At 64.3% G+C, this 24814-nt stretch carries 27 protein-coding genes and 1 tRNA gene; 23 read left to right on the top strand and 5 right to left on the bottom strand.

The genetic code is table 11. The features are described from left to right. The first annotated feature begins 115 nt into the window (after nucleotides 1-115). The 9 genes from thrS to G015_RS0104145 all read left to right on the top strand — a co-directional run bounded on the left by thrS (nucleotide 116) and on the right by G015_RS0104145 (nucleotide 7564). Nucleotides 116-2032: a threonine--tRNA ligase gene (thrS, locus tag G015_RS0104185; protein WP_018174468.1), complete on the top strand. Its 1917-nt coding sequence runs from the start codon at nucleotides 116-118 to the stop codon at nucleotides 2030-2032. A 7-nt stretch (nucleotides 2033-2039) separates the two neighbouring features. Further along, a complete protein-coding gene (gene infC / locus G015_RS0104180; RefSeq protein WP_081601214.1) occupies nucleotides 2040-2573 on the top strand; it encodes a translation initiation factor IF-3 in 534 nt (177 codons plus the stop codon). A 102-nt stretch (nucleotides 2574-2675) separates the two neighbouring features. Then, nucleotides 2676-2873, top strand: a complete 198-nt coding sequence (gene rpmI, locus G015_RS0104175) for a 50S ribosomal protein L35 (protein WP_018139157.1) — start codon at nucleotides 2676-2678, stop codon at nucleotides 2871-2873. Between the two features lie 20 nt (nucleotides 2874-2893). Continuing rightward, entirely contained in the window at nucleotides 2894-3253 is a 360-nt protein-coding gene (gene rplT, locus G015_RS0104170) for a 50S ribosomal protein L20 (protein WP_018139156.1), read from the top strand. 142 nt (nucleotides 3254-3395) lie between these two features. Next, the gene (pheS, locus tag G015_RS0104165; protein WP_020146210.1) at nucleotides 3396-4424 is read left to right on the top strand and encodes a phenylalanine--tRNA ligase subunit alpha; all 1029 of its coding nucleotides are present in this window, start codon (nucleotides 3396-3398) and stop codon (nucleotides 4422-4424) included. Continuing rightward, nucleotides 4424-6784, top strand: coding sequence for a phenylalanine--tRNA ligase subunit beta (pheT, locus tag G015_RS0104160; RefSeq protein ID WP_020146209.1), 2361 nt, complete (start codon nucleotides 4424-4426; stop codon nucleotides 6782-6784). The genes pheS and pheT overlap by 1 nt, the downstream gene beginning before the upstream one ends. 4 nt (nucleotides 6785-6788) lie before the next feature. Continuing rightward, entirely contained in the window at nucleotides 6789-7088 is a 300-nt protein-coding gene (locus G015_RS0104155) for an integration host factor subunit alpha (protein ID WP_018139153.1), read from the top strand. After that, complete coding sequence (locus G015_RS0104150; protein ID WP_012982329.1) at nucleotides 7072-7428, top strand: MerR family transcriptional regulator; 357 nt, start codon at nucleotides 7072-7074, stop codon at nucleotides 7426-7428. The genes G015_RS0104155 and G015_RS0104150 overlap by 17 nt, the downstream gene beginning before the upstream one ends. A gap of 59 nt (nucleotides 7429-7487) precedes the next feature. Beyond that, a tRNA-Pro gene (locus tag G015_RS0104145) sits at nucleotides 7488-7564 on the top strand. A gap of 98 nt (nucleotides 7565-7662) precedes the next feature. Here G015_RS0104145 and G015_RS0104140 read toward each other — a convergent pair. The 4 genes from G015_RS0104140 to flgA form a co-directional block, all read right to left on the bottom strand. Then, nucleotides 7663-8379: a flagellar brake protein gene (locus G015_RS0104140; RefSeq protein ID WP_020146208.1), complete on the bottom strand. Its 717-nt coding sequence runs from the start codon at nucleotides 8377-8379 to the stop codon at nucleotides 7663-7665. A gap of 118 nt (nucleotides 8380-8497) precedes the next feature. Continuing rightward, the gene (locus G015_RS0104135) at nucleotides 8498-8983 is read right to left on the bottom strand and encodes a flagella synthesis protein FlgN (protein WP_018139151.1); all 486 of its coding nucleotides are present in this window, start codon (nucleotides 8981-8983) and stop codon (nucleotides 8498-8500) included. Between the two features lie 13 nt (nucleotides 8984-8996). Beyond that, nucleotides 8997-9311, bottom strand: a complete 315-nt coding sequence (gene flgM / locus G015_RS0104130; RefSeq protein ID WP_018139150.1) for a flagellar biosynthesis anti-sigma factor FlgM — start codon at nucleotides 9309-9311, stop codon at nucleotides 8997-8999. A gap of 131 nt (nucleotides 9312-9442) precedes the next feature. Then, on the bottom strand, nucleotides 9443-10177 hold the full coding sequence (gene flgA / locus G015_RS0104125) for a flagellar basal body P-ring formation chaperone FlgA (protein WP_018139149.1): 735 nt from the start codon (nucleotides 10175-10177) through the stop codon (nucleotides 9443-9445). Nucleotides 10178-10420: 243 nt separating this feature from the next. Here flgA and G015_RS0104120 point away from each other — a divergent pair, with 243 nt between their 5' ends. From G015_RS0104120 to G015_RS0104055, 14 genes are all read left to right on the top strand, one after another. Continuing rightward, nucleotides 10421-11350 carry a chemotaxis protein gene (locus G015_RS0104120; RefSeq protein WP_020146207.1) on the top strand — a complete coding sequence of 310 codons (930 nt, stop codon included), beginning with the start codon at nucleotides 10421-10423 and terminating at the stop codon, nucleotides 11348-11350. Nucleotides 11351-11623: 273 nt separating this feature from the next. Further along, nucleotides 11624-12439: a protein-glutamate O-methyltransferase CheR gene (locus G015_RS0104115; RefSeq protein WP_018139147.1), complete on the top strand. Its 816-nt coding sequence runs from the start codon at nucleotides 11624-11626 to the stop codon at nucleotides 12437-12439. 180 nt (nucleotides 12440-12619) lie between these two features. Next, complete coding sequence (gene flgB / locus G015_RS0104110) at nucleotides 12620-13030, top strand: flagellar basal body rod protein FlgB (protein WP_012982336.1); 411 nt, start codon at nucleotides 12620-12622, stop codon at nucleotides 13028-13030. Between the two features lie 36 nt (nucleotides 13031-13066). Further along, complete coding sequence (flgC, locus tag G015_RS0104105) at nucleotides 13067-13486, top strand: flagellar basal body rod protein FlgC (protein ID WP_018139146.1); 420 nt, start codon at nucleotides 13067-13069, stop codon at nucleotides 13484-13486. A 13-nt stretch (nucleotides 13487-13499) separates the two neighbouring features. Further along, on the top strand, nucleotides 13500-14171 hold the full coding sequence (locus G015_RS0104100; RefSeq protein ID WP_028490885.1) for a flagellar hook assembly protein FlgD: 672 nt from the start codon (nucleotides 13500-13502) through the stop codon (nucleotides 14169-14171). A 25-nt stretch (nucleotides 14172-14196) separates the two neighbouring features. Continuing rightward, nucleotides 14197-15462: a flagellar hook protein FlgE gene (gene flgE, locus G015_RS0104095; protein WP_020146205.1), complete on the top strand. Its 1266-nt coding sequence runs from the start codon at nucleotides 14197-14199 to the stop codon at nucleotides 15460-15462. Nucleotides 15463-15491: 29 nt separating this feature from the next. After that, a complete protein-coding gene (gene flgF / locus G015_RS0104090; RefSeq protein WP_018139143.1) occupies nucleotides 15492-16232 on the top strand; it encodes a flagellar basal-body rod protein FlgF in 741 nt (246 codons plus the stop codon). 35 nt (nucleotides 16233-16267) lie between these two features. Continuing rightward, a complete protein-coding gene (flgG, locus tag G015_RS0104085) occupies nucleotides 16268-17056 on the top strand; it encodes a flagellar basal-body rod protein FlgG (RefSeq protein WP_018139142.1) in 789 nt (262 codons plus the stop codon). 4 nt (nucleotides 17057-17060) lie between these two features. Next, nucleotides 17061-17759, top strand: coding sequence for a flagellar basal body L-ring protein FlgH (gene flgH, locus G015_RS0104080; protein ID WP_020146204.1), 699 nt, complete (start codon nucleotides 17061-17063; stop codon nucleotides 17757-17759). 86 nt (nucleotides 17760-17845) lie between these two features. After that, nucleotides 17846-18979 (top strand): flagellar basal body P-ring protein FlgI, encoded by a 1134-nt coding sequence (locus G015_RS0104075; protein WP_369773933.1) that lies wholly within the window; start codon nucleotides 17846-17848, stop codon nucleotides 18977-18979. Then, complete coding sequence (flgJ, locus tag G015_RS0104070) at nucleotides 18979-20034, top strand: flagellar assembly peptidoglycan hydrolase FlgJ (RefSeq protein WP_020146202.1); 1056 nt, start codon at nucleotides 18979-18981, stop codon at nucleotides 20032-20034. The genes G015_RS0104075 and flgJ overlap by 1 nt, the downstream gene beginning before the upstream one ends. A 56-nt stretch (nucleotides 20035-20090) precedes the next feature. Further along, entirely contained in the window at nucleotides 20091-22031 is a 1941-nt protein-coding gene (gene flgK, locus G015_RS0104065; RefSeq protein ID WP_020146201.1) for a flagellar hook-associated protein FlgK, read from the top strand. 26 nt (nucleotides 22032-22057) lie between these two features. After that, a complete protein-coding gene (flgL, locus tag G015_RS0104060) occupies nucleotides 22058-23287 on the top strand; it encodes a flagellar hook-associated protein FlgL (protein ID WP_020146200.1) in 1230 nt (409 codons plus the stop codon). Between the two features lie 84 nt (nucleotides 23288-23371). Continuing rightward, nucleotides 23372-24058: a hypothetical protein gene (locus G015_RS0104055; RefSeq protein WP_020146199.1), complete on the top strand. Its 687-nt coding sequence runs from the start codon at nucleotides 23372-23374 to the stop codon at nucleotides 24056-24058. An 18-nt stretch (nucleotides 24059-24076) separates the two neighbouring features. Here the strand turns inward: G015_RS0104055 and G015_RS0104050 are convergent, their stop codons facing one another. Next, a complete protein-coding gene (locus tag G015_RS0104050) occupies nucleotides 24077-24808 on the bottom strand; it encodes an SIMPL domain-containing protein (protein ID WP_020146198.1) in 732 nt (243 codons plus the stop codon). Nucleotides 24809-24814: the final 6 nt, after the last annotated feature.

Here is a 24814-nt window from a genome sequence, read left to right as displayed (position 1 = left end):
AACCTGCCGCGGCGCGGGGCGTGTGATACGCTTCGCGCCGTTGTCGTTTCCGGCAAGTTCAATTTTTGACACGCGACGTTCGACCCCGCGTATGGGTCGGCGAAGGAGCCTCGCAATGCCCGCAGTAACCCTCCCCGACGGCAGCCGCCGCGAGTTCGATCATCCAGTCACCGTGCTGGATGTGGCCAAGGACATCGGTCCGGGCCTCGCCAAGGCGACCCTGGCCGGCAAGGTGAACGGCCAGCTGGTCGATGCCCGCCACGAGATCGACGCCGACGCCGAACTCGCGATCGTGACCGACCGCGACCCGGAGGGGGTAGAGATCATCCGGCATTCGACCGCGCACCTGATGGCGCAGGCGGTCAAGCAGCTCTTTCCCGAGGCCCAGGTCACCATCGGCCCGACCATCGAGAACGGCTTCTACTACGACTTCGCCTACGACCGCGGCTTCACGCCGGAGGATCTGGAGAAGATCGAGAAGCGCATGAAGGAACTGGCGAAGCAGGACCTGCCGGTGGAGCGCTCGCTGATGGATCGCGACGAGGCGGTGAAGTACTTCCGCGACATGGGAGAAGAGTACAAGGCCGAAATCATCGCCTCCATCCCGCAGGGCGAGAACATCTCGCTGTACAAGCAGGGCGACTTTGTCGATCTCTGTCGCGGCCCGCATATCCCGTCAACCGGCAAGCTGAAGGCCTTCAAACTGACCAAGGTGGCCGGTGCCTACTGGCGCGGCGACTCCGACAACGAGATGCTGCAGCGTATCTACGGGACCGCCTGGGCGAACAAGGACCAGCTGAAGGAATACCTGGAACGCCTGAAGGAGGCCGAGCGCCGCGATCACCGCAAGATCGGTCAGGAGCTGGACCTGTTCTCGATCCAGGACGAGGCCGGCGGCGGCCTGGTGTTCTGGCACCCGAAGGGCGCGCGCATCCGCCGCGAGATCGAGAAGTACTGGTACGACATGCACGAGAAGGCGGGTTACGACTTCGTCGTGTCGCCGCACATCGCGAACCTGGAGCTGTGGAAGACCTCCGGCCACGCGGACTTCTACGCCGAGTCCATGTACGAGCCGATGGAGGACGAGCACCAGGCCTTCCAGCTCAAGCCGATGAACTGCCCGTTCCACGTGCTGATGTACAAGGACCGGCTGCATTCCTACCGCGATCTGCCGCTGCGCTGGGCGGAGATGGGCACGGTCTACCGTCGCGAGATGTCCGGCGCGCTGCACGGGCTGATGCGTGTGCGCGGCTTCACCCAGGACGACGCCCATATCTTCTGCCGCGAGGACCAGATCGAGGCCGAGGTGATGGCGGTGATCGACCTGACGCTGGAGGTCCTGCAGACCTTCGGGTTCGAGAAGTTCGATGTGAACCTCTCGACCAAACCGGAAGATGCGGTCGGCTCCGACGCGATCTGGGAGCACGCGACCGCGTCGTTGCGCTCGGCGATCGAGAAGAAGGGGCTGGAATACTCGGTGGACGAGGGCGGTGGCGCCTTCTACGGGCCGAAAATCGACATCAAGATCCACGACGCGATCGGCCGCGAATGGCAGTGCTCCACGGTGCAGCTGGACTTCAACCTGCCCGAGCGCTTCGACATGGAATACGTGGCCGAAGACAACGAGCGCCGGCGCCCGATCATGATCCACCGCGCGCTGCTGGGCTCGGTGGAACGCTTCTTCGGCGTGCTGATCGAGCACTACGCCGGGCACTTCCCGACCTGGCTGGCCCCGGTGCAGGCCGAGGTGCTGACCATCACCGAACGCCAGGACGACTATGCCCGCGAGGTCACCAAGACGCTACGGGACAAGGGATTCCGGGTCGAGTCCGACTTGAGAAACGAGAAGATCGGCTTTAAGATTCGCGAGCACACGCTCAAGCGCGTGCCGTACTTGCTGGTCCTTGGAGACAAGGAAATGGAAAACGGGCAGGTCGCGGTGCGTACACGAAGCGGAGAAGACCTGGGCGTAATGAGCGTCGAGGCCTTCGGCGAGCGCCTCCGGGAGGAGGTCGCCAGTCGCCAACACTGAACCTTGAATTGGAGAGAAGGCTATTAGCGCAGCGAAAACGGTCCGCCTGAACGATCAGATCACGTGCCCGCAAATCCGACTGATCGACGCCGAGGGCGAGAATCGCGGCGTCTGCAGTACTGCAGAGGCCCTGGAAATGGCCCAGGAGAGCGGTCTGGACCTGGTCGAGATCTCACCGAATGCAGAACCGCCCGTAGCCCGGATCATGGACTACGGCAAGTTCAAGTTCGAGCAGGCGAAGAAGGCGCAGGAAGCCAAGAAGAAGCAGAAACAGATCCAGATCAAGGAAGTGAAGTTCCGTCCGGGTACGGACGAGGGCGACTACAACGTCAAGATTCGCAACCTGCGCCGCTTCATCGAGGGCGGCGACAAGGGCAAGGTGACCATCCGCTTCCGCGGTCGCGAAATGCGCCACCAGGAGCTGGGTGGCGAGCTGCTGGACAAGATCGAGCAGGACATGTCCGATATCGCGGTCGTCGAGCAGCGGCCGAAGATGGAAGGACGCCAGATGATCATGGTGCTGACCGGCAAGAAGAAGTAGGCCGGTCAGACAACAAGGATCGCGCAGGTCTCCGCATACCTGCCGGTCCTCCCATAAACGGCCGGCCCGAATCGGGTACGGCCCAAAATGCCGGAGAGAGCAATGCCAAAGATCAAGACCAATCGGGGTGCGGCCAAGCGCTTCGCCCGTACCGGGTCTGGGAAGTTCAAGCGGTTCCAGTCGCACCGCAGCCACATCCTGACCAAGAAATCCACCAAGCGTAAGCGTCAACTGCGCAGTCCGGCCATGGTGCACGAGGCGGATGTCGCCGCCGTGCGCAAAATGCTGCCGTACCGTTGATCTGACCGAGGAAGAAAGACATGCCACGAGTCAAGCGCGGTGTAACCGCTCACGCCCGTCACAAGAAGGTCCTCAAACAGGCCAAGGGCTACTACGGCGCCCGGAAGAACGTCTTCCGCGTTGCCAACCAGGCCGTCATCAAGGCCGGCCAGTATGCCTACCGTGACCGTCGCCAGAAAAAGCGCCAGTTCCGGTCGCTGTGGATCGTCCGCATCAATGCGGCGGCCCGTCAGTTCGATCTCTCCTACAGCCGCCTGATGGCGGGTCTGAAGAAGGCCGAGATCGAGATCGACCGCAAGAGCCTGGCCGATCTGGCCGTGCACGACCTGACGGCCTTCGGCAAGATCGCCGAACAGGCCAAGGCCGCACTGCCGGCCTGACGAGGTCCTGCAGGATTACCCGCCGGGCGTTGCCTGGCGGGTCCCGGAAAGGGGAGGGTCGACGCCCTCCCTTTTTTGTTTCGGGATCAGGGAACACCGGGACGGCGGGCAAGCCGTCGCCCATCATTTTCGGGGAACGCACGTGGAGCAACTGCAACAGCTCGTCGCCGAGGCCCGCGACCGCATCGAGGCGGCCACTGACCTGAAGGCGCTGGATGATGTCCGGGTGCACTACCTGGGCAAGAAGGGCTCGATTACCGCCCAGCTGAAGGAGCTCGGCAAGCTGCCGGCGGAGGAACGCCCGGCCGCCGGCCAGAAGGTCAACGAGGCCAAGACCGAGGTTGCCGGCCTGATCGAGGCTCGCAAGCAGGCCCTGGCGGACAGCGCCCTGGCCGAACAGCTGGCCAGCGAGCAGGTCGACGTGACCCTGCCGGGGCGTCGTCTGCCCGAGGGCTCGCTGCACCCGATCACGCACACCCTGGAGCGCATCGAGGCATTCTTCGCCGGGTTGGGGTTCCGCGTGGCCGAAGGGCCCGAGGTCGAGGACGACTTCCACAACTTCGAGGCGCTGAACATCCCCGAACATCACCCCGCGCGGGCGATGCACGACACGTTCTACTTCGACGCCCACCGCGTCCTGCGCACCCATACCTCGCCGGTGCAGATCCGCACCATGGAACAGCAGAAGCCGCCGCTGCGCGTCATTGCGCCGGGGCGGGTCTATCGCTGTGACTCCGATCTGACACACAGCCCGATGTTCCACCAGGTGGAGGGGCTCTGCGTGGACGAGGACATCACCTTTGCGGATCTGCGTGGCGTCTTGAGCGCGTTCCTGCAGAGCTTCTTCGACCGCGACGACCTGGCCACGCGCTTTCGTCCGTCGTATTTCCCGTTCACCGAGCCCTCGGCCGAGGTCGATATCCAGTGCGTGCACTGCGGTGGCGATGGCTGCCGGGTTTGCAGTCATACCGGCTGGCTGGAGGTGATGGGCTGCGGCATGGTGCATCCGAACGTGCTGGGCCATGTGGGCATCGACCCGGAACAGTACACCGGCTTTGCCTTCGGCCTCGGGGTCGAGCGGATGGCGATGCTGCGCCACGGCGTGAATGACCTGCGCCTGTTCTTCGACAACGACATCCGATTCATTCGCCAATTCGGACGGACCGGCTAATGCGCATCAGTATTCAGTGGCTGCGGGACTGGCTGCAGATCGACGAGACCCCCGAGGAGCTGGGCCACCGCCTGACCATGGCGGGGCTGGAGCTGGACGCGATCGAGGCGGCGGCACCCGCGTTCAGTGGTGTGCGCGTGGGCCGGGTGGCGAAGGTGGAGCCGCATCCGGATGCCGATCGCCTGCGTGTCTGCCAGGTCGATGTTGGGGAGGCCGAACCGCTGACCATCGTCTGCGGCGCGCCCAATGTGCACGAGGGCATGGTGGCGCCGGTCGCCGTGGTTGGCGCGGTGCTGCCCGACAACTTCAAGATCAAGAAGTCCAAGCTGCGAGGCGTCGCCTCCGCGGGCATGCTGTGTTCGGCACGCGAACTGGGCCTTGCGGAGGACGCCGAGGGCCTGCTCGCACTGCCCGCGGACCTCAAGATCGGCGCGGATCTGCGCGCGGCACTGGGCCTGGATGATCACATCCTGGAGGTGGACCTGACCCCGAACCGCGCCGACTGTCTCGGGATGCGGGGGATTGCCCGTGAATGCTCGGCGCTGCTCGATCGGCCGCTGAACGAGAACGTGGCCGAGCCGGCCGGGGCGGAACTGGACGCACGTGTTGCGATCCAGGTCGAGGATACCGAGGCCTGCCCGCTGTACGCGGCGCGCGTGCTCGACGGTCTGGATGCGCGTGCGTCCACGCCTTTGTGGATGACCGAGCGCCTGCGGCGGGCCGGGGTGCGTCCGCTCAGCGCAATCGTGGATGTCACGAACTACGTGATGCTGGAACTCGGGCAGCCCCTGCATGCGTTCGACGCGGGCCGTTTGGGTGACACCATCGAGGTGCGCTGGGCGCGCTCCGGCGAGGCGCTGACCCTGCTGGGCGGGGACCAGAAAGTCGAGCTCGCCGAGCAGGACCTGGTAATCGCCTCGGCCACCACTGCGGTGGCGCTGGCGGGGATCATGGGCGGCGCCAACAGCGCCGTGGATGACGACACGACGCGGGTGGTGCTCGAGTGTGCCCACTTTGCCCCGCTGGCACTGGCCGGGCGCGCGCGGGCCCATGGCCTGCACACCGATGCCTCGCATCGCTTTGAACGTGGTGTGGATCCGACCCTGGTCGAGCGGGCCATGGAGCGTGCTACGCGTCTGTTGCTGGAGATCTGTGGCGGGCAGTGCGGGCCGGTGGAGCGTGTCGGCGAGCTGCCGTCGTCTCATTTCGCCCAAGCGATTCGACTGCGCCGGCCCCGCATCGAACGGCTGCTGGGGACGACGTTCGCGGATGAAGAGGTCGAGCGCATCCTGGGCGCCCTGGGTTGCCAGGTCGCTTCCTCGGATGACGGCTGGCAAGTCCGGGCCCCGCGTGCCCGCTTCGATATGGAGCGCGAGGAGGACCTGATCGAAGAGCTGGCGCGGGTGCATGGCTACGACCGTCTGCCGCAGCGCCTGCCGTCCCCGGTGGCGCCGGCCGAGCGGCCACCGGCCTTGCGTGGTCTGCGCGATCAGTTGGCGAGTCAGGGGTTTCACGAGGTCATCAGTTTCAGCTTCATCGATGCCGAGGCCTCGCGGTCTTTCTATCCGACGGTGGAGCCGCTGGGCCTGGCCAACCCGATCTCCAGTGACTTGGCGGTAATGCGCCCCGGCCTGTGGCCCGGTCTGGTCGCCACGGCGGCCTATAACCAGGCGCGCCAGCAGCCGGACCTGCGCCTGTTCGAGCATGGCCTGCGATTTGTGCCGGATGCCTCCGGCCTGCGCCAGGAGCCGCGTCTCGCGGGCCTGCTGGGCGGGCGGGCGCAGCCGGAGCACTGGGAGGCCGCGTCGCGCCGCGTCGACTTCTTTGATGCCAAGGGTGTCGTCGAGGCACTTTGTGCCTCCGTGGAGGCGCCGCTGGGCTTTCGCTCGGAGAAACATCCTGCGCTCCACGACGGGCAGTCCGCGCGGATTATGGCGGGTGATCGCCCCATCGGTTGGGTCGGGCGTCTGCACCCGGCGCTTTGCAGGCAGTTCGATGTCGAGCCGGTGTATCTGTTCGATCTCGATGCGCGGGCGATCCTGCGCGCACCGGTCGCCCAGTTCGCGCCGCTGTCGCCATATCCGTCGATCCGGCGTGATCTTGCCCTGGTGGTGCAGGCGACCGTTCCGGCCGGTGATGTGCTGAACGCGATCGAAGAACTGGGGCTGGAGCTGGTGCAGGATGTCCGGCTGTTTGATGTCTACCAGGGCAAGGGCTTGAATCCGGACGAGAAGAGCCTCGCTTTGGGCTTGATTTTGCGGGCTTTTGATCGCACCCTAGGCGAACAGGACGTGGCAAGCGTCACCGACAAGGTCGTCGAGCATCTGCACGCTCGCTTCCAGGCAACCCTGAGGCAGTGATTCCATGGCAGCAGTGACGAAGGCGGATCTTGCCGCCACGCTGAACGAAGAACTGGGCCTGAACAAGCGTGAGGCCAAGGAATTCGTCGAGATGTTCTTCGAGGAGATGCGCCAGTCGCTGGAAGAGGGCGAGGGCGTGAAGCTCTCCGGCTTCGGCAACTTCATCCTTCGCGACAAGAACCAGCGGCCCGGGCGCAATCCGAAGACCGGCGAGGAAATCCCGGTCTCGGCGCGGCGCGTCGTCACCTTCCGCCCGGGGCAGAAGCTGCGCGAGAGGGTCGAAAGCTATGCTGGAAGCGAGTAACCACCAGGAACTGCCCGCGATCCCGGGCAAGCGCTACTTCACCATTGGCGAGGTCGCCGAGCTGTGTCAGGTGAAACCTCACGTGCTGCGCTACTGGGAACAGGAGTTCCCGATGCTCGAGCCGGTCAAGCGGCGGGGCAATCGGCGCTACTACCAGCGCCAGGACGTGATCCTGATCCGCCAGATTCGGGCCCTGCTGTACGAAGAGGGCTATACGATCAATGGCGCGCGACAGAAGCTGTCTGGCGACGAGGCCAAGGGTGATCGCCAGCAGGCACGCCAGATCATCCAGGATACGATCTCGGAGCTGGAATCGGTGTTGCGTGTATTGCGCGCCTGAGAGGTCTTCTGGTCCGGGTCCTTTCGTGGGGGCAGGGAATCGGATATGATTCGCGGCTTCGGGGCGTAGCGCAGTCTGGTAGCGCATCTGCATGGGGTGCAGAGGGTCGCAGGTTCAAATCCTGCCGTCCCGACCAAGTTCAACGACTTGAAGGATATTCTTCAGGTGAAAAAAGAGGCCGCATCGAGCGGCCTTTTTTGTGTCTGGAGTGAGGGAAGAGACTGGCCTCGTCTGTTACTCCATCGAACGCCGGCGCGCCTCGCGCTGATAGTGCAGCAGGGCGATGTTGAACTGCCGCTCCAGCCACTGGTTCATGCCGGTGACCTGGAAGCCGGCATACACGTATCCGTCGCGCGGGCTGCGACGGCGATTGGCCAGACGCAGGTCGCCGCCCAGGCGTTCGCCAACTTCGGGCAGTAGCAGGTTCTCGAAACGCATCGGGGTCCCGATCTCGATTGTTTCGACCCAGTCTTGTGGTACCTCCACGCACATCCCCTGGGCCGAAAGATCGGCCAGGTCCCCGATACCGGGCTCTTCCCATTCGCGGTACTGCAATTCGACGCGCGGGCGCTCGCTGATCGGGATATGGACGCGAAAGGTCTCGCGTCGCTGGAGATATTCCAGGGTCTCGGGATAGGGGCAGACGTAAAGGGCCCCGGCGTCCTCGCGTTCGATGCGCGAGACGGCGGTGGAGAAGCGTACGGCCACCCCGCGCAGGCTGGCGAATACCCGCATGCCAGTGCCTTCCTGGGCGTGGCGATTCGCTTCGATGGGCGTGAGTTCGTCGAGGAAGAGCTCGCGTGCACCGGAATCAAGGCGAACCAGCGCGGAGTTGTACAGCGGGCCATCGTCGTCGAGGCGGACGTTGACGAGGGTGAGCTTGTGATCCAGATCCTTGAGGATGCCGGCAATCCGCTCCGGCTTGTCGACGATGTAGTCGGTCTCTTCCATGCGTGGCGTTGTTGTAATTATTGGGCCAAGCCGCACGGTACTGCCGAGCGGTCCGGAATGCCAGCCCCGGGTGTGAGGCGGAGAAGGGCGGAGAGGTGTCGCGCAGAGCGCGCGCGGGTCATGCGCGGGTGATGCGCCGACCGGTACGGCTGCCGGACTGGGTGCGGCCGTAGGGGTCGTAGGTGGGAGCCGGGCCGGGTTCCTCGCCGCGCAGGATCTGGATGGACATCTCCACGCGACGACGGTCGCGATCGATCAGTCGGGCATTCCCCTGGTTGAGGGTATTGCAGCGCTCCACCGAGCGGCGTAGCGCCTGCCAGTGGTCGTCCAGCTCGGCGCCTCCCTCGAGCCGACCGAACAGCCGTGCAAGTCCCTCGGGCGTATACGTTTCGCCGGCGGCCTCGATCGTCTCGCGCTGTCGCCGGCTTTCGGTTTCGAGTTCCTGCAGTAGCGTCTGCTTCTGGGCCACGACTTCGCGCAGGGTCTCGGCGGCCCGTGATTCCACCGCCCGGGTCTCCTGCAGCAGGATGTCCTCCATCTGGTGGCTCAGCCGAATCGAGGCCTCCAGCGAGCGGAGGAAGGCGTGGCGTTGTTCGGGCGACATCGTCGGGTCTCTGTTAGCGCAACAGGCTTTCCAGCTCGATCATGCGATCGGCTAGCTGTTCGTTGTCTACCGGGTACTGACCGTTGGAGATGGCCTCGCGCAGCTCGGCGACTCGCGCCTCGTCGAACGGGGCGTTGCTGGCGGCCCCGGAGGCGGCGTTCATTGCCTGCGCCGCGCCGGTCAGGGTGACAGAGTCATCCTGACGTACGGGTGAGGATGCATTGCCCTGGGCGCCTGCGTCGGGGCGAGAGGTCTCATCGCGGCCCTTCACGCTCGAGCTGTTGCCATCCGGGCGCAGGCCGGGGGAGTTCGGGCCTTTGATATCCATTATTCGGTTTCCTGTTTTTGCAATTCTACTGCAGGGGTTAGCGGCAGCACCGGCTGAAACTGTAGCCCCTTGAGCTGTGAATTTTCGATTCGCTTCACAGTTTGTGGATGGTGACGAGACACACCGCCATTCTACAGGGCAACGCGTACATGTCCGGACTCGAGCACCTCGCCTTCCACGACGCGTCCGGACGAGGTGTTCTTCACGCGGATGCGATCGCCCAGGATGCCATTCTCCAGCGCCTCGCCCTGCATGCGGATCACCACCGAGCCGTTCTCGGCCAGGATGGTGACGCGCTGGCCGCGGCTGACCACCTCGCGCTGGGTGACGTGCTGCTGGCCCAGGATCTGACCGGGCCGGATGTTGCGCCGGGTCTGCAGCCCCACCAGTTCGCCCTTGTTCTCGAAATAGCTCCCCGCATGGCGAGAGGTCTGAATTCGCTTGGTGCGCAGATCGCCGGGGAGGATCGTGTGCTGGCGTCGCAGGCTGCGGCTGGCGACCAGCACCTCGGCGTAGCGCTCGACCGTGACTGGCACATAGATCGACCAGCTGACGGGGGTCTCGCACTGAACCTGTACCGCCGTATTGCCATCGCGTCGCCCGCCGGGCGGGAACCGGGTCTCCAGTGCCTCGCTGCATCGGGCCAGGCGCAGGCGGTTGTCCAGCCGGCCGATCTGAATCTCTACCGCTTCGTCGCCTGGTGTGAGGTTCAACTCCTCCTGGATGAAGCGCTCCGCCGCCAGGCGGATGTTTTCCACTGCCTCGATCTCGGCCTGTGCCGCAATGGAGACCAGGGCCAGAACGACGCCCATGGCGGCCGAAAGCCACCAGGAGCGAATGGAAGGTTTGCGTGCTGACTGGTTCATTGGTCTGGATGCGCGTCGGCTTGTCAGGACTCGAGAGGTTTGCAGAGACGTGCAAGCAGAAAACATGCCAGGCAATCAGGAGCGTACCCTCAAGAGTCACAGCGGCCGGCCGTTATCGGGTCTAGAACGCGTGCAATCGGCATGCGACGGCGGTTTGTGGCATGACAGCGTCGGTCTGCGGGGTGCACACTGGGGCCGGCGAGTCGAGGTGGCTGGCCGCTGGGCGAGGGGGAGAGCAGGACAATGAGTCAATTCATTGACGATGTGAATCAGCGCACCCAGCTGGTGGGGCAGAACCGTATGGAGCTGCTCCTGTTTCATTTGGGGAGCTCGCAGACTTTCGGTATCAACGTATTCAAGGTGCGCGAGGTGATCCCGTCGCCGCCGCTGCGGCAGATTCCCGGATCGCTGAGTGTGGTGCGTGGTGTGGCTACCCTGCGTGGCGGAACCGTCCCCATCATCGATCTGGCGCGCGCGATGGGGCTGCGTACCGCCGTGGGCGAAACGGGCGACCACAAGGTGGTGGTGACCGAGTTCAACCGGTCGGTACAGGGGTTCTGGGTGTCCGCGGTCGACCGGATCGTCAACGTTAACTGGGAAGACGTGAAGTCCCCGCCTCGTGGGACCGGGCGCGAGTCGTTTCTGGTGGCGGTCACCGAGATCGACCACAAGCTGGTCGAGATCATTGACGTCGAACGGGTACTGTCGATCGTCAACCCGTTGCCATCCACGGTATCCGACGCGGTGCGCGCGGAGGCCGAGGAAGAACGCGCCAAGCATGGACAGCGCAAGATTGTGATCGTTGATGACTCCGTGGTCGCGCGCAAGCAGATCGAGGGTGCGATCAAGGGCCTGGGCTGGGAGTACGTGGTCTTCAAGGATGGTCGCGAGGCGCTGGATTTCCTGGAGGAGCAGGCCGAGGCCGGCACCGTGGACGAGGTGGTGGAGCTGGTGATTTCGGATATCGAGATGCCGCGCATGGACGGCTATACCCTCACCGCTCGAATTCGTGCGAACGATCGCCTGAAAGGCCTCCGGGTTCTGCTGCACTCGTCACTGAGTGGGGAGTTCAATACGGATATGGTCAAGCGTGCCGGGGCCGACGCCTTCCTGTCCAAGTTCAACCCCGACGAGCTGGCCGAGGCTGTGCTTGACCAGACCCGCAAGGACTGATGCCGGTGCCTGCGCCGTTTGCGTTAGTCGACCGAGTCGACCCTGGCGGCATGGAAGCGGTAACGGATTGCCGGCCGCATGAACATCAGCGGCCATGGCGCGCCGCATCGATCACCCGTTGGGATGCTGTCGGCGTCCGCGCGGTTGCACGTATACTGCATCCGTCCGGCATGGGGGATCGCGTGTTCCCCAGTCGGGTTTTCCGACACGCTGTCAAGGATTCGTCATCAACGTGCCCGTCCGCCCGTACCGTCGACTTTCAAGGATGACTTCGTGATCGACTCGCGTGACTACGAGGAGTTCTCGCGTTTTCTTTCCGAGTGCTGTGGCCTGGTGCTGGGCGACAGTCGTCAGTATCTCGTGTCGAGCCGACTGTCGCGGCTGCTGGACGAGTTCGGCTACAAGAGTGTGCCGGAGCTGCTGCACGCAATGCGCCAGGCACCCAACCCGCGCCTGCGCACGCGTGTGATCGACGCGATGACCACGAACGAAACCTCCTGGTTTCGCGATGGCTTCCCGTTCGAGATCCTGCGCCATGTACTGCTCCCGGAACGGGCGGAGAAAGGCGCAGGGATCAAGGTCTGGTCGTCCGGCTGCTCCAGCGGACAGGAGGCCTACAGCATCTCGATGGTGGCGTCCGAGTGGGAGGAATCGCGGCCCAAGCGTGTGGTGCCGGTATCGATCCTGGGTACGGATCTCTCGGAGAAGATTCTGGACGATGCCCGGCGCGCGGTGTACGACGGGCTGAGCATCGTCCGTGGCCTGAGCGAGGCGAGGCGCGCCCGCTTCTTCGAGACCGTGGCGGAGGGCCATCGCGTACGCCCGGAGATCCAGCGCCGCTGCCGTTTCCAGAAGCTCAACCTGATCGACAGCTATGCGGCGCTGGGCAAGTTCGACATCGTGTTCTGTCGCAACGTGCTGATCTATTTCTCCGCCGAGACCAAGCGACAGGTTCTTGACGGAATTGCCCGCCAGATGAATCCCGGTGGCTATCTGTTTCTTGGCGCTTCCGAGACAGCGGGTCCTTACACCCAGGCCTTCGAAACCGTTCGCACCGAGTACGGCTCCGTCCTTCGCCTGAAGGGCTGATCGGCCCTTTCCGCCTTTCCATACGGTCGCTCCCGCGATCCGGGCGCCACCCTCGGCGCTGCTCTCCCAGCCTCTTTCGGCCCATAGTGGCACACCAATTGCTTTGTCCCTGTCATACGGGGCGAAGCGGTTTCGTCCCGAGGAACCTGAAGTTCGCCAGTGGCGGACGGGGTACGACGGATGAGTCTCTCTCTCGACAAGGCGATGGGCATTCTCCCGGAGGCGGTGAACGTCCGTGCGAAGCGGATGGAGCTGCTGGCCTCGAATATCGCGAATGCCGATACGCCGAATTACAAAGCGCGCGATATCGACTTTCGCTCGGTGCTGCAGGCGGCGGCCGGCGAGGGCGGCAACATGCCGATGGCGAGCACACATCAGGGCCATATCGGCGCCGGCGGGGCGGGTGGTGCCAACGGGTCGATGGAGACGCTTTATCGTGTGCCGTCGCAGCCGTCTCTGGATGGCAACACGGTGGACCCGCAGCTGGAGCGGGCTGCCTTTGCCGAGAATTCCCTGCAGTACCAGAGCAGCCTCGAGTTCCTGAACCGCCGGGTTTCCGGCATCCGTGATGCTCTGCGGGGCGAGCGCTAATGCGAGCGCCAACGCTGGGAACAGGAGAGTGATGTCGTGAGTGATCTGTTTAATCTGTTCAACACCTCGGCCTCCGCGCTGACCGCGCAGTCGGTGCGGCTGAATACGGTCGCGTCGAATCTGGCCAACGCCAACACCGTGGCGACCAACCCCGACGAGGCCTACCGGGCGAAGCAGGTGCTGTTTCAGACCGTGATGAACCAGGCCGATCCGAACGGCGCCTCCAATGGCGTGCGGGTGGCGGGAATTGATGAGTCGCGCGCGCCGCCACAGGCGCACTACGAACCAAACCATCCGCAGGCCAACGAAGACGGCTACATCTTCCGTCCCGCGATCAGCGTGGTGGAGGAGATGGCCAACATGATGTCGGCCTCGCGCAACTACGAAGCGAACGTCGAGGTGATGGAGACCTCGCGCCAGCTGTTGCAGCGAACGCTGCAGATCGGCCAGGGCTAAACCGGAGCCTCCCATGACTCAGATATCACCCGAAATGCTGGACCGCTTGGGCCTGTCACGTCCCAAGCAGGACGACAAGGAGACGGATCGCCTGGGTCAGGACGATTTCCTGAAGCTGATGACTACCCAGCTGCAGAATCAGGACCCGTTTGAACCGATGGAAAACGGGGAGTTTATCGGTCAGATGGCTCAGTTCTCGACCGTCACGGGGATCGAAGAGCTTTCGAAGTCCTTCGAGAAACTCGCTCAGTCCATGGGCCAGAGCCAGACCCTGCAAGCGGCCTCCCTGGTGGGTAAGGACGTCCTTGTCCCAACCGACTTCAGCGAGTTGGGTGCGGATGGCACGGTGCGCGGCGCCGTGGATCTGGATCAGTCGACCGGGCAGTTGCAGGTCGAGGTGTACAGCCCCACGGGTGAACGCATCCGAAGCATGAATCTGGGTTCGGCCAGTGAGGGGCTGCAGGAATTCACCTGGGACGGTCTGCGCGATGACGGGACGCCTGCGGCCCCGGGCGTATATGAATTCCGGGCCTCGGCCCAGAGCGGTTCCGGCAATGAAGCAGTGGATGTGTTCCTCGACGCCCGCGTCGAGAGCGTTTCGGTAGGTGACGATTCCAGCCTGGGCCTGATGGTCCGTGGCCTGGGCGAGATCAATTTCTCGGATGTCCGGCGCATCAGCAGCTGACGGACTCTAACGGAGGTAGACCAGTATGCCCTTCAATATCGGATTGAGCGGACTGAACTCGGCGCAGGCCGATCTGCAGACCACCGGCAACAACGTCTCGAATGCCGGCACCACGGGCTTCAAGCGATCGCGCGCCGAGTTTGGTGATGTCTTTGCGCAGAGTTTTGGTGGCGTCAGCCAGACGGCTACCGGTGGTGGCTCTCGCCTGATGGCGGTGACTCAGCAGTTTACCCAGGGACGCACCGAGTTCACGGAAAACGGCCTGGACCTCGCGATCGATGGCGAGGGTTTCTTCATGGTCAGCGACCAAGGCGGCAATTACTACACGCGTGCTGGGGAATTCCAGGTCGACCGAGATGGCTATCTGGTGAATAACCAGGGACAGAGGCTGCAAGGGTTCGAGCCAGATGATCCGGGTAGCACCGATACGGGGTTCGGTTCTGCGGCAGACGATATCCGTCTGCAGACCGGGGCTTCTGCGCCGCAGGCCACCAGCGACATCGAGGCCCTGGTCAATCTCCAGTCGGATGCTCCAATCCTGGATCCGGATGCCTTCGATTTTGATGATCCGGACAGCTACAACTATTCCACTTCACTGACCGTTTATGACTCTCTGGGAGCGGCGCGCGACGCCCAGATCTATTTCGTAAAGACCGCCGACGGTGAGTGGAACTCATACGTCCGAGTGTCGGACGGCGTGGACGATCAAGGAGATCCGCGATATCTGGAAATCCTCGATGCTGACGATAATCCGGATCCATTCCCCCTTGTGTTTGATGGTAGCGGTCAGTTGACGAGTGATTCGGAAGAAATCTTCAATTTCGAAGGCCTGAGTAATGGTGCGGATGACCTGTCGATCGCGGTCGATTTCGCCGGCACGACGCAGTACGGAGGTGATTTTTCGGTCAACGACCTGGGACAGAACGGATTTGCCTCGGGTCGACTGACCGGTGTGGATATCGACTCCAGTGGAGCCGTGTTCGCGCGCTTCACAAATGGCCAGTCCGCTGTGCTGGGGCAGGTGGCGATGGCGAGATTCAATAACCCTCAGGGGCTTGAGCAACTGGGCAATAACCTTTGGGCCGAGACGTTTGCTGCTGGCGATCGCACGTTGGGTGCTCCGGGCACAAGCAACCTGGGCGAGATCCAGGCCGGCGCTCTGGAGGCCTCGAACGTCGATATTGCCCAGGAGCTGGTGAATCTGATCACCGCGCAACGCAACTTCCAGGCGAACGCGCAGACGATCTCCACGGCCGACCAGGTCACCCAGACCATCATCAACATCCGCTAGGTCAGGGACAGGGACACGAGGGCACAGGCATGGATCGATTCCTCTACATCGCGATGTCCGGCGCGAAGGAGACCATGCACGCGCAGTCGGTCAACAACCACAACCTGGCGAATGCCAATACCGACGGCTTTCGCCAGGCACTGGCCAACGCGAACACCGTCCCCGTGCGGGGTCCGGTATTCGATTCGCGCGACTACGCACAGCTGGGCACCGACGGCACGGACTTCTCCAAGGGCCAGATGCAAAGCACCGGTCGCGATCTGGACATCGCGATCGAGGACCAGGGTTTTATCGCGGTGCAGGGCCCGGACGGCGAGGAAGGCTACACCCGGGCGGGTTCCCTGCATGTGGATGCGTTCGGGCTCTTGCGCACCGCACAGGGGCACCAGGTCCTGGGGGATGGCGGCCCGATCGCGATCCCGCCGTCGGAGAAGATCGAGATCGGCACGGACGGCACGATCAGCGTGCGCCCGCAGGGAGTGGGGCCGGAGGCCCTGGCCGCGATCGAGCGTATCCGCCTGGTGAACCCGGACGTGAATGAACTGGAGCGCGGCGATGACGGCCTGTTCCGCATGGCCGACGGCGGCGAGGCGCCGCCGGATGCCGAGGTGCGGGTGGTCTCGGGCATGCTCGAGGGCAGCAACGTGAATACCGTCGAGGCGCTGACCCGGATGATCGAGCTGTCTCGCCACTTCGAGATGCAGGTAAAGATGATGGACAGCGCCAACACGCTGGAACAAAGCAGCAACCGGCTGCTGGGCCTCGGCTGACGCGGCCCCCATTGCAGGACTGACAGGAGAGCACCATGAACCAGGCACTGTGGATTGCCAAGACCGGCCTCGACGCGCAGCACACGCGCATGTCGACGGTCTCGAACAACCTGGCCAACGTGAATACCACCGGCTTCAAGAAGGACCGTGCGGTGTTCGAGGATCTGATCTACCAGACCGTACGCCAGCCGGGCGCCCAGGCCACCCAGGATCAGCAACTGCCCTCGGGGCTGCAGATCGGTACCGGTGTGCGCGCCGTGTCCACCGAGAAGATGTTTACCCAGGGTAACCTGCAGCAGACCGACAACTCGCTGGATGTCGCGATCGAAGGGCGGGGTTTCTTCCAGGTCCTGATGCCCAATGGGGACATTGGTTACACACGGGACGGCAGCTTCCAGCTCAATGCCGATGGCGAGGTGGTGATGTCGAACGGCTATCCGCTGCAGCCGGGCCTGTTCGTGCCGCCAGATACCCAGTCGCTGGCGATCGGCAAGGATGGGACCGTGACCGCGCAGATCCCGGGGCAGGCCGAACCGGTGGAGCTGGGGAACATCCAGCTGGCGGACTTCGTGAATCCGGCGGGTCTGCAGGCGATGGGCGAGAACCTGTTCCAGGAGACTGCGGCCTCCGGCGTCGCCCAGCAGGCCCAGCCCGGGCTGAACGGTACCGGCACCCTGGTACAGGGCTCGCTGGAGACCTCGAACGTGAACATCGCCGAGGAGCTGGTGAACATGATCGAGACCCAGCGCGCCTACGAGGTCAACTCCAAGGCGATCTCCGCGGCCGACCAGTCGCTGCAGTTCGTCAACCAGACGATCGGGTAGCGCGATGAACCGGCTTGAGACCCTGATGCGACCGATCCTGGGCCTGGCGGCTGTGGTGGTGCTGTCCGCCTGCGCCGCGACCCAGCCGACGATGCCCGGGGACAACCCGGACTACAACCCCGTGATGCCGCCGCAACCGGTGCCGCAGGCCCAGAACAATGGCGGCATCTACCAGGTCTCGCAGTCTCAGGGCCTGTTCGAGGACTACAAGGCACGCCAGGTGGGCGACATCCTGACCGTGATCCTGGCCGAGAGCACCCAGGCGCAGAAGTCCGCCTCGACCTCTACGCAAAAGGATTCGAACCTGGATCTCGGCAATCTGCAGGCGTTCGGCGGCGAGGCGACCCACCGTGGCCGTCCGTTGTTCGGTGCCAGCAATACCAGCAGCCGTGACTTCGATGGCTCCGGCGACTCGTCGCAGAGTAACCAGCTGGATGGCGAGATCACCGTGACCGTCGCCGAGGTACTGCCGAACGGCAATCTCGTGGTACAGGGCGAGAAGTGGCTGGGCATCAACCAGGGCGAGGAATACGTGCGCTTTCGCGGCATCGTGCGCCCGGTGGACGTGACGACCAACAACACCGTCCTGTCGACGCAGGTGGCCAATGCGCGGGTCTACTACGGCGGCACGGGTGTGTTGGCCGACAGCAACACGCCCGGGTGGATCACCCGCTTCTTCAATAGCCCTTGGTGGCCGTTCTGAGCGGGAGATCCGAGATGCAACGAACAGGGTACAAGTCGCATCAGCGCAGCATGCGCCGCATCGCAGGGCGCGTGCTGCTCGGTCTGATGGTCGCCATGGGGCTACTGCTGGGCGGAATCGCCGGCGCGCAGGCCCAGACAGCGATCCAGCAGCAGGCGGCGATGCAGGAACGCACCTACACCGAACGGGTCAAGGACGTGGCCAGTGTCTTCGGCGTGCGCGAAAACCAGCTGGTGGGCTATGGCCTGGTCGTGGGCCTGGACGGTACGGGCGACCAGACCACGCAGACCCCGTTCACCATCCAGAGCCTGAACAACATGCTCGGCCAGCTGGGGCTGACCCCCGAGGCCGGCAACCCACAGCTGCGTAATGTCGCGGCCGTCATGGTCACAGCCGATCTGCCCCCGTTCTCCAAGCCCGGTCAGCGCATCGACGTGACCGTCTCCTCGATGGGGAACGCGACCAGCCTGAGGGGCGGGACCCTGCTAATGACGCCGATGAAGGGTGCGGACGGTCAGACCTACAGCATTGCCCAGGGCAACCTGATTGTGGGCGGCTTCGGGGCCGAGGGACAGGATGGGTCACGGATCACCGTGAACGTCCCAAGTGTCGGGCGTATCCCGAATGGCGCGACGGTGGAACGCGAGGTGCCGACCGCCTTTGCCCAGGGCGACCACGTGACCCTGAACCTGAACCGTCCGGACTTCACAACGGCCAACCGGCTGGTGGAGACCGTCAACGACACGTTTGGACCTGGCGTGGCCCATGCGCTGGACGGCTCCTCGGTGCGTGTGCGCGCGCCCCAGAACCCGGATCAGCGCGTGGGTTTTGTCGCCGAGCTGGAGAACCTGCCCATCGAGCGAGGCGCGCCCCCGGCACGGGTGATTGTGAACTCGCGCACCGGGACCGTGGTGATCGGCTCGAGCGTGCAGGTGACCCCGGCGGCGGTGTCTCATGGCAGCCTGACCGTCACCATCAGTGAGGCCCCGCAGGTGGTGCAGCCGCAGCCCTTTGCCGAGGGCGAGACGGCGGTGCAGCCGCAGACGGACATTGCCATCCAGCAGGATGACAGCACCATGTTCCTGTTCGACCCCGGCACCTCCCTGGACGAGATCGTGCGCGCGGTGAACAACGTGGGGGCGGCTCCGGGTGATCTGGTGGCCATCCTTGAGGCCCTGCGCGAGGCGGGTGCCCTGCGCGCGGAGCTGGTGGTCATCTGATGATCTCCTCCGGCCACGATCTCTCCATGCAGGCACGCTCGGCGCTGGCCAGCGACCCGAGCGGCCTGCGCGACCTTGGGCGCGCCGCCCAGGGAGGTGGGGACGAGGCGCTGGAGGCGGTAGCACGCGAGTTCGAGGCGATGCTGGTTGGCCAGATGCTCAAGCAGATGCGCGAGGCCTCGTTGGGCGACGGACTGTTCGACAACGAGCAGAGCAAGATGTACCTCGAGATGCAGGATCAGGAATTCGCCAAGGCCATGAGTCAGGGCGACGGGATTGGGCTGCGCGAGGTGCTGATGCAGCAGCTGTCGCAGCAGAGTCAGCCGCAGGATGGGCAGGGTCTGCGGGATCCCGAGCGGCTGGCGGCCCTGGATCTCCCGCAACGCCGGGGCGACCTGGATTTCCGGCGTCTGTCCGACGAACAACGCGAGCTCGAGCCCGTCGCGCCCATGCGGCCTGCACAGGGCGACACCGAAGCTGGAGCCGGTGAATTCCGGCGCCTGGGCGGTGCGCCGAGCCCGCTGGCGATCGACTGGCCGCCACGCGATCCGTCCGAGTTTGTTGCGACACTGGAACCCCTGGCACGGGAAGCGGCCGCCGATCTGGGTGTGGAGCCCGGCATCCTGCTGGCACAAAGTGCCCTGGAGACCGGCTGGGGACGCCACGTGCCCTCGCGCGACAACGGCCAGCCGAGCTTCAACCTGTTCGGGATCAAGGCCGATTCTCGCTGGGAGGGGGATCAGGTCGCCGTGGGCACTCTGGAGTACCGCGATGGGGTGGCCCAGCGCGAGCAGGCACGCTTTCGCGCGTACGCAGACCCGGCGGATTCCTTCGCCGACTACGTCGATTTCATCCGCAACAACCCGCGCTATCACCGCGCCCTGCAGGCCGGCGACGATGTCCAGTACATCCGTGAGCTGCAGGCCGCCGGTTACGCCACCGACCCCGCCTATGCGGACAAGGTGCTGCGGGTACGCGATCAGCTGTCGGGCTTTGTGAATCCCGAACCGACTCAAGCATTGGCCGAGCCGGCCGTTACCCGAAACGAGGGGTAGACCATGTCGCAGACACGTAAATCCAGCTGGGTGAGCCTGACCGGGAGGGGTGAGGTATGAGTGTCTCCGGTATTGGGACCTCCGCGCTGCTGGCGTTTCAGCGCGCGATCGGCACGACCAGCAACAACATCGCCAACTCCGCGACCGAGGGCTACAGCCGCCAGCGTACGGAATTGGGCAATCTGAATCCGCAGTTCCTCGGCGGCTCCTACCAGGGCCAGGGAGTCGGCGTGGATGCCATCCGGCGCATCTCGGATGACTTCGTCAACACCCAGCTGCGCACCAGTATCTCCGAACAGTCCAACGCCCAGGCGAAGGCGGATCTCGCCGGACGGATTGATAACCTGCTGGCGGACGAGGCCAGTGGCCTGGCGCCGGTCCTGCAGGGGTTTTTTGATGCCGCCTCCGACGTGGCCAATGATCCGACCTCCAATGCAGCACGGACGGTGTTCCTAACCGAGGCCGAGTCGCTGGCCGAGCGCTTCAAGTCCATCGACGGGCGCTTGGAGGAGCAGCGGCGCATCCTGAACGGGCAGATCGAGACCAACGTCAAGGAGATCAACCAGCTTGCCGAATCCCTGGCGGGACTCAACCGCGAGATCGTCGCTAAGAGCACCCAGGGCACACCGAACGACCTGCTGGACCAGCGCGATCGCGTGCTGAACCAGCTGGCAGAGAAGATCGACGTCACCACGGTCGAGCAGGACGACGGCGCGTTGAATGTCTTTGTCGGGAACGGTCAGGCACTCGTGCTGGGCGGAACCAGTCAGTCGCTGGTGGCCGAATCCTTCTCCGGGGACCCGGGCAAGTTAGAGGTCGGTATTCAGTCGGGCAGCGGGGTAGCGAATGTGACTCGCTTCCTGCAGGGCGGTGAGCTCGGGGGGCTGCTGGAGATTCGCGACTCGGTCATCGACCCCGCGCAGAACACCCTGGGTCAGATCGCCACTCAGTTGGGACAGGCCTTCAACGAGCAGAACGCCCAGGGTCTCGATGCCGATGGCCAGATCGGGGGCGACATCTTCGGGATCGGTGAACCCGCAGTATGGGGACGTTCCAGTAACGCCGAGAGTGGTGTCCCGGGCGTCGCGATCGAGGATGCTGACCGGCTGACCACATCCGATTACCGCCTCCGTGTAAACAGCGAAGGCGACTTCGAGTTGCTGCGGCTGCCGGGCAATCGGGCGGTGGAGATGGACGAGATCGACGATGGGGTGTTCCGGGCGGACGGCATGCTCATCGACGTAAACGAGCTCGATAATCCCGGTAACCCGACGGAGGGCGACAACTGGCTGATCCAGCCCACGCGCAATGGCGCGCGCGACCTCGAAGTCGTCTTGGATGACCCGGCCGGGATCGCCGCAGCTGCAGCTCTCCCAGAGGCGACTGTTGCCGACGGGGATGACTGGAGCGGTACGGTAGATGCCCTCGAAGTTGCCGACGGGTTTGATCCATCCTTGCTGGACAGCGCGGCCACTATCGTTATCGATAGCGATACTGACGAATACGTGGTCGAGGACGCCGATGGCAACGAGATTGGCCGGGGGGCAGTGAATGGTGGGGATGCGGTCACAATTGAGACTGAGCATGGCTGGTCGATCACGCTCAGCGGTGAGCCCGGTCCGGATGACCAATTGACCATCGGGCTGGACCGCGACCGTCCGGGTGACAACCGCAACATGCTCGAGATGGCTGATCTGTCCGAGGCTCGCACGGTTCAGACGGAAGACGGCGAACGTCGTGTACCCGGCTTTGGTGATTCCTACAACAGCCTGATCGCGAACGTGGGGACGCGCACGCGACAGGCCAATGTGGCGCTGGACTCTGCGAATGCCCAGCTGGAGCAGGCCAAGGCCCAGCGCGAGTCGATCTCGGGCGTGAATCTGGATGAAGAGGCCGCCGACCTGATCCGCTACCAGCAGGCCTATCAGGCCGCCGCCCAGGTGATTCAGGTCAGCAACTCGCTGTTCGACAGCCTGCTGGGCGCGTTCCGCCGTTAGGCGACTTGTGATTCGAGGGAACCCCGATGCGTATCTCCACAACCCAGATCTTCCAGAGCGGGATCAACCAGATCCAGGCGGGCCAGGGCGAGCTCAATCGCACCTCGCTGCAGCTGGGCTCCGGCAAGCGCATCCTGTCGCCTTCGGACGACCCGAGCGGCGCGACCCAGATCAACCAGTTCGAACGCATTATCAAGGCGACCAAGCAGTTCCAGCGCAACATGGAGAACACCCAGCCACGCATGCAGCAGCAGGAGTCGCTGCTGCAGCAGGGCACCGATGCCCTGCAACGTGCGCGCGAGCTGGTGGTCACCGGCAACAACGACAGCCAGACCGAGGAGACTCGCAAGTATCTGGCGGGCGAGCTGCGCCAGATCCGTGATGGGTTGTTCGAGATCGCGAACACGCGCGACCCCAATGGCGAGTACCTGTTTGCCGGCACCAAGTCCCAGGACCAGCCGTTCCATCAGGATGCGGATGGGGAGGTGAGCTATTCCGGGGCGTCCGGCGAGGGCAGTGTGCGCGAGGTGGCGGTATCCGCCACGCGCAAGGTTCGCCTGGGCGAGGACGGGGCTCGGGTGTTCATGGAGATTCCCGAGAATGACGGGCGTGTCGGGGCCTCGGTCGCCACGAACAACGGCACCATGGTGCTGGAGAAGGCTGAAGTTTCCGATCGTTCGGCCTTCAATGAGAACCGCGACGAGACCTTCGAGATTGTCTTTAGTGAAGATGACGGAGAGATCACCTACACCATCGAGGATGGAGAAGGCGAGGTGTTCGATGGTCTGGGAGATCAGCCGTATGTCCCCGGGGCCGCGATCGAATTCGCCGGGCGTACCGTGGTGATTTCTGGTACCCCCGCCGATGGTGACACGATCGAATCCCGACCCGCGGAAAACGTGAACGTCTTCGAGAGCCTGGATCGGATCATCAATGCGCTGGAAAACAGTGGAGGCGGTTCCACGGCGCGTGCGGACCTGGCATCGGCTACCAACACCGCCCTGGCGGACCTGGACGCAGCGCTTGGCAATTTTAGTGATATCCGCGCCGAGTTGGGTGGGCGGCTGAAGACCTTCGACCAGCAAATGGACCTGAACGAGGATCGCCTGCTGGATCTGGAAAGTGCGGTGTCGCAGATTCGCGATCTCGACTATGCCGAGGCCATCAGCCGCTTTAACCAGCAGCAGGTGGCGCTGCAGGCGGCCCAGCAAACCTATACGCAGGTCAACCGCCTCTCGCTGTTCGACTTTATCTAGCGAGCCCGCCTGCGCACATGCGTGGGTGTCTGTGCGACCATATTGCGATCCCCATGATGCGTCCAGCAAGGACGGGACCTAGCAATGGCCAAATCCCAGGAACCCTCCGCCCCGATCCAGTACCGCTCCACCGGGCGTCCCCCGCGCTACCTGATCGTCCTGCTGGTGCTGGCGGTCATTTGGGCGGGCTTCTGGGGTGTGGTGATGCTGCAGTCGGGCGAGCCGAAGCCCGTGATCTTGAGCGAGCAGGAGCAGGTGGAGCTCGAGGCCAAGCTGCAGGCGATCTCTGCACCCGATGCACCGCGCCCCGATCAGGCCCCCAGTGAGCCGATCATCGACCTCGAGGCGGAAGCGGAGCCGCTGATCCCCGAACTCTACGAAGAGACCGACGAGGCGCGGATCGTCCAGTTCAGCGAACGCGAGCTGAATGCCCTGATCGCGCGCGATCCGGACCTGGCCGGCCGGGTGGCGGTCCGCCTGACGCCGGGGCAGGTGAGCACGCGCGTGCGCATCGACGTGCCGGCGGATGTGCCGCTGATGGGCGGGCGTGTGCTGAACGTGCGCTCCGGTGTGCGCTTCGAGACCGAAGGCGAGGAACTGCGAGCTCGGCTCGTCGGTGTGTCCGTCGCCGGCATCCCCCTGCCGGATGCGTGGCTGGGCGGCCTGAAAGACGAGGACCTGCTGGCGCTGGAGCCCTTCCAGCACCTGCGCGCGGGGATCGAGAGCATCGATGTGCGCGAAGGGGAGCTGGCCCTGCATCTCGCACGCTAGCCAGCTCCTGTAGATTGACTACGGGTCGACGCGCAGCGTCTCGCCCCCCAGCGCTTCGACTTTGGCGCGCACGGTGACGGAAACCGTGGACGTCCCGGCCTCCAGTGCAGGCTGGCTGGCGGCTTCGTCCATCGCGCGCATCGCCATCATCGGCTGCGGGCGGTCATAGCCGCTGTCGACGAGCTCGACTTCCACGGGGCGCAGATGGGTAGCCCCCAGGGAACGTGCCATCGCGCGGGCCTGTTCCTTCCAGTCGTGCATGGCGGCCTCCAGCAAGGCCTTGCGGTGCTCCTGCTGTGTCTCGCGGCTGAGCGAGAAGCGGATCTGGCCCACGGTGAGTTCGTCTTCCTGGAGGGCCCCGACCAGCTCGGTCAGGGTCTCGAAGTCGCTACTGACGAGTTCCAGGGTCTGCTGGACCTGCCAGGCTGTGATCTGGCCAGGTTTGTCGCGGTCGTGGATGGCCTGTGTCGTGTAGCTGCGGGTCGACGCCTCGACCGCGTCGTAGTCTTCCGCGCGAGCCAGGGCCTGTTCCATACGGCGATTCACCGTGGCCGCGGCGTCCCGTGCGTCCGGGGCACGGGCCTGGGCCTGCATCTGGACCGTCATGCGGTCATTCTCCACCTGCTGCTCGGCATGGCCGGAGAGCATCAGTGTGGTGTTTCCATCGGCGCTGGCCAGGGCCGGGATCAGCAGCAGGGCGTTAAGCCAGAGGCATGCAACAAGGGGACGCAGGGATAGGGTGCGGCTCATGGGATG

It is taken from the genome of Thioalkalivibrio sp. ALJ15, from assembly GCF_000383695.1.
Taxonomy (GTDB): domain Bacteria; phylum Pseudomonadota; class Gammaproteobacteria; order Ectothiorhodospirales; family Ectothiorhodospiraceae; genus Thioalkalivibrio.
This window is presented reverse-complemented; position numbering and strand designations above follow the sequence as displayed.

Coding starts and splice junctions, on each gene's coding strand:
- G015_RS0104050 (WP_020146198.1), bottom strand. CDS start 24,808: ATGAGCCGCACCCTATCCCTGCGTCCCCTTGTTGCATGCCTCTGGCTT.
- G015_RS0104075 (WP_369773933.1), top strand. CDS start 17,846: ATGGTCGCCATGGGGCTACTGCTGGGCGGAATCGCCGGCGCGCAGGCC.
- pheT (WP_020146209.1), top strand. CDS start 4,424: ATGCGCATCAGTATTCAGTGGCTGCGGGACTGGCTGCAGATCGACGAG.
- thrS (WP_018174468.1), top strand. CDS start 116: ATGCCCGCAGTAACCCTCCCCGACGGCAGCCGCCGCGAGTTCGATCAT.
- G015_RS0104140 (WP_020146208.1), bottom strand. CDS start 8,379: ATGGAAGAGACCGACTACATCGTCGACAAGCCGGAGCGGATTGCCGGC.
- G015_RS0104100 (WP_028490885.1), top strand. CDS start 13,500: ATGACTCAGATATCACCCGAAATGCTGGACCGCTTGGGCCTGTCACGT.
- flgK (WP_020146201.1), top strand. CDS start 20,091: ATGAGTGTCTCCGGTATTGGGACCTCCGCGCTGCTGGCGTTTCAGCGC.
- flgE (WP_020146205.1), top strand. CDS start 14,197: ATGCCCTTCAATATCGGATTGAGCGGACTGAACTCGGCGCAGGCCGAT.
- flgB (WP_012982336.1), top strand. CDS start 12,620: ATGAGTCTCTCTCTCGACAAGGCGATGGGCATTCTCCCGGAGGCGGTG.
- flgL (WP_020146200.1), top strand. CDS start 22,058: ATGCGTATCTCCACAACCCAGATCTTCCAGAGCGGGATCAACCAGATC.
- G015_RS0104150 (WP_012982329.1), top strand. CDS start 7,072: ATGCTGGAAGCGAGTAACCACCAGGAACTGCCCGCGATCCCGGGCAAG.
- rplT (WP_018139156.1), top strand. CDS start 2,894: ATGCCACGAGTCAAGCGCGGTGTAACCGCTCACGCCCGTCACAAGAAG.
- rpmI (WP_018139157.1), top strand. CDS start 2,676: ATGCCAAAGATCAAGACCAATCGGGGTGCGGCCAAGCGCTTCGCCCGT.
- G015_RS0104120 (WP_020146207.1), top strand. CDS start 10,421: ATGAGTCAATTCATTGACGATGTGAATCAGCGCACCCAGCTGGTGGGG.
- G015_RS0104155 (WP_018139153.1), top strand. CDS start 6,789: ATGGCAGCAGTGACGAAGGCGGATCTTGCCGCCACGCTGAACGAAGAA.
- flgH (WP_020146204.1), top strand. CDS start 17,061: ATGAACCGGCTTGAGACCCTGATGCGACCGATCCTGGGCCTGGCGGCT.
- flgG (WP_018139142.1), top strand. CDS start 16,268: ATGAACCAGGCACTGTGGATTGCCAAGACCGGCCTCGACGCGCAGCAC.
- flgJ (WP_020146202.1), top strand. CDS start 18,979: ATGATCTCCTCCGGCCACGATCTCTCCATGCAGGCACGCTCGGCGCTG.
- G015_RS0104135 (WP_018139151.1), bottom strand. CDS start 8,983: ATGTCGCCCGAACAACGCCACGCCTTCCTCCGCTCGCTGGAGGCCTCG.
- flgM (WP_018139150.1), bottom strand. CDS start 9,311: ATGGATATCAAAGGCCCGAACTCCCCCGGCCTGCGCCCGGATGGCAAC.
- flgF (WP_018139143.1), top strand. CDS start 15,492: ATGGATCGATTCCTCTACATCGCGATGTCCGGCGCGAAGGAGACCATG.
- flgA (WP_018139149.1), bottom strand. CDS start 10,177: ATGAACCAGTCAGCACGCAAACCTTCCATTCGCTCCTGGTGGCTTTCG.
- G015_RS0104055 (WP_020146199.1), top strand. CDS start 23,372: ATGGCCAAATCCCAGGAACCCTCCGCCCCGATCCAGTACCGCTCCACC.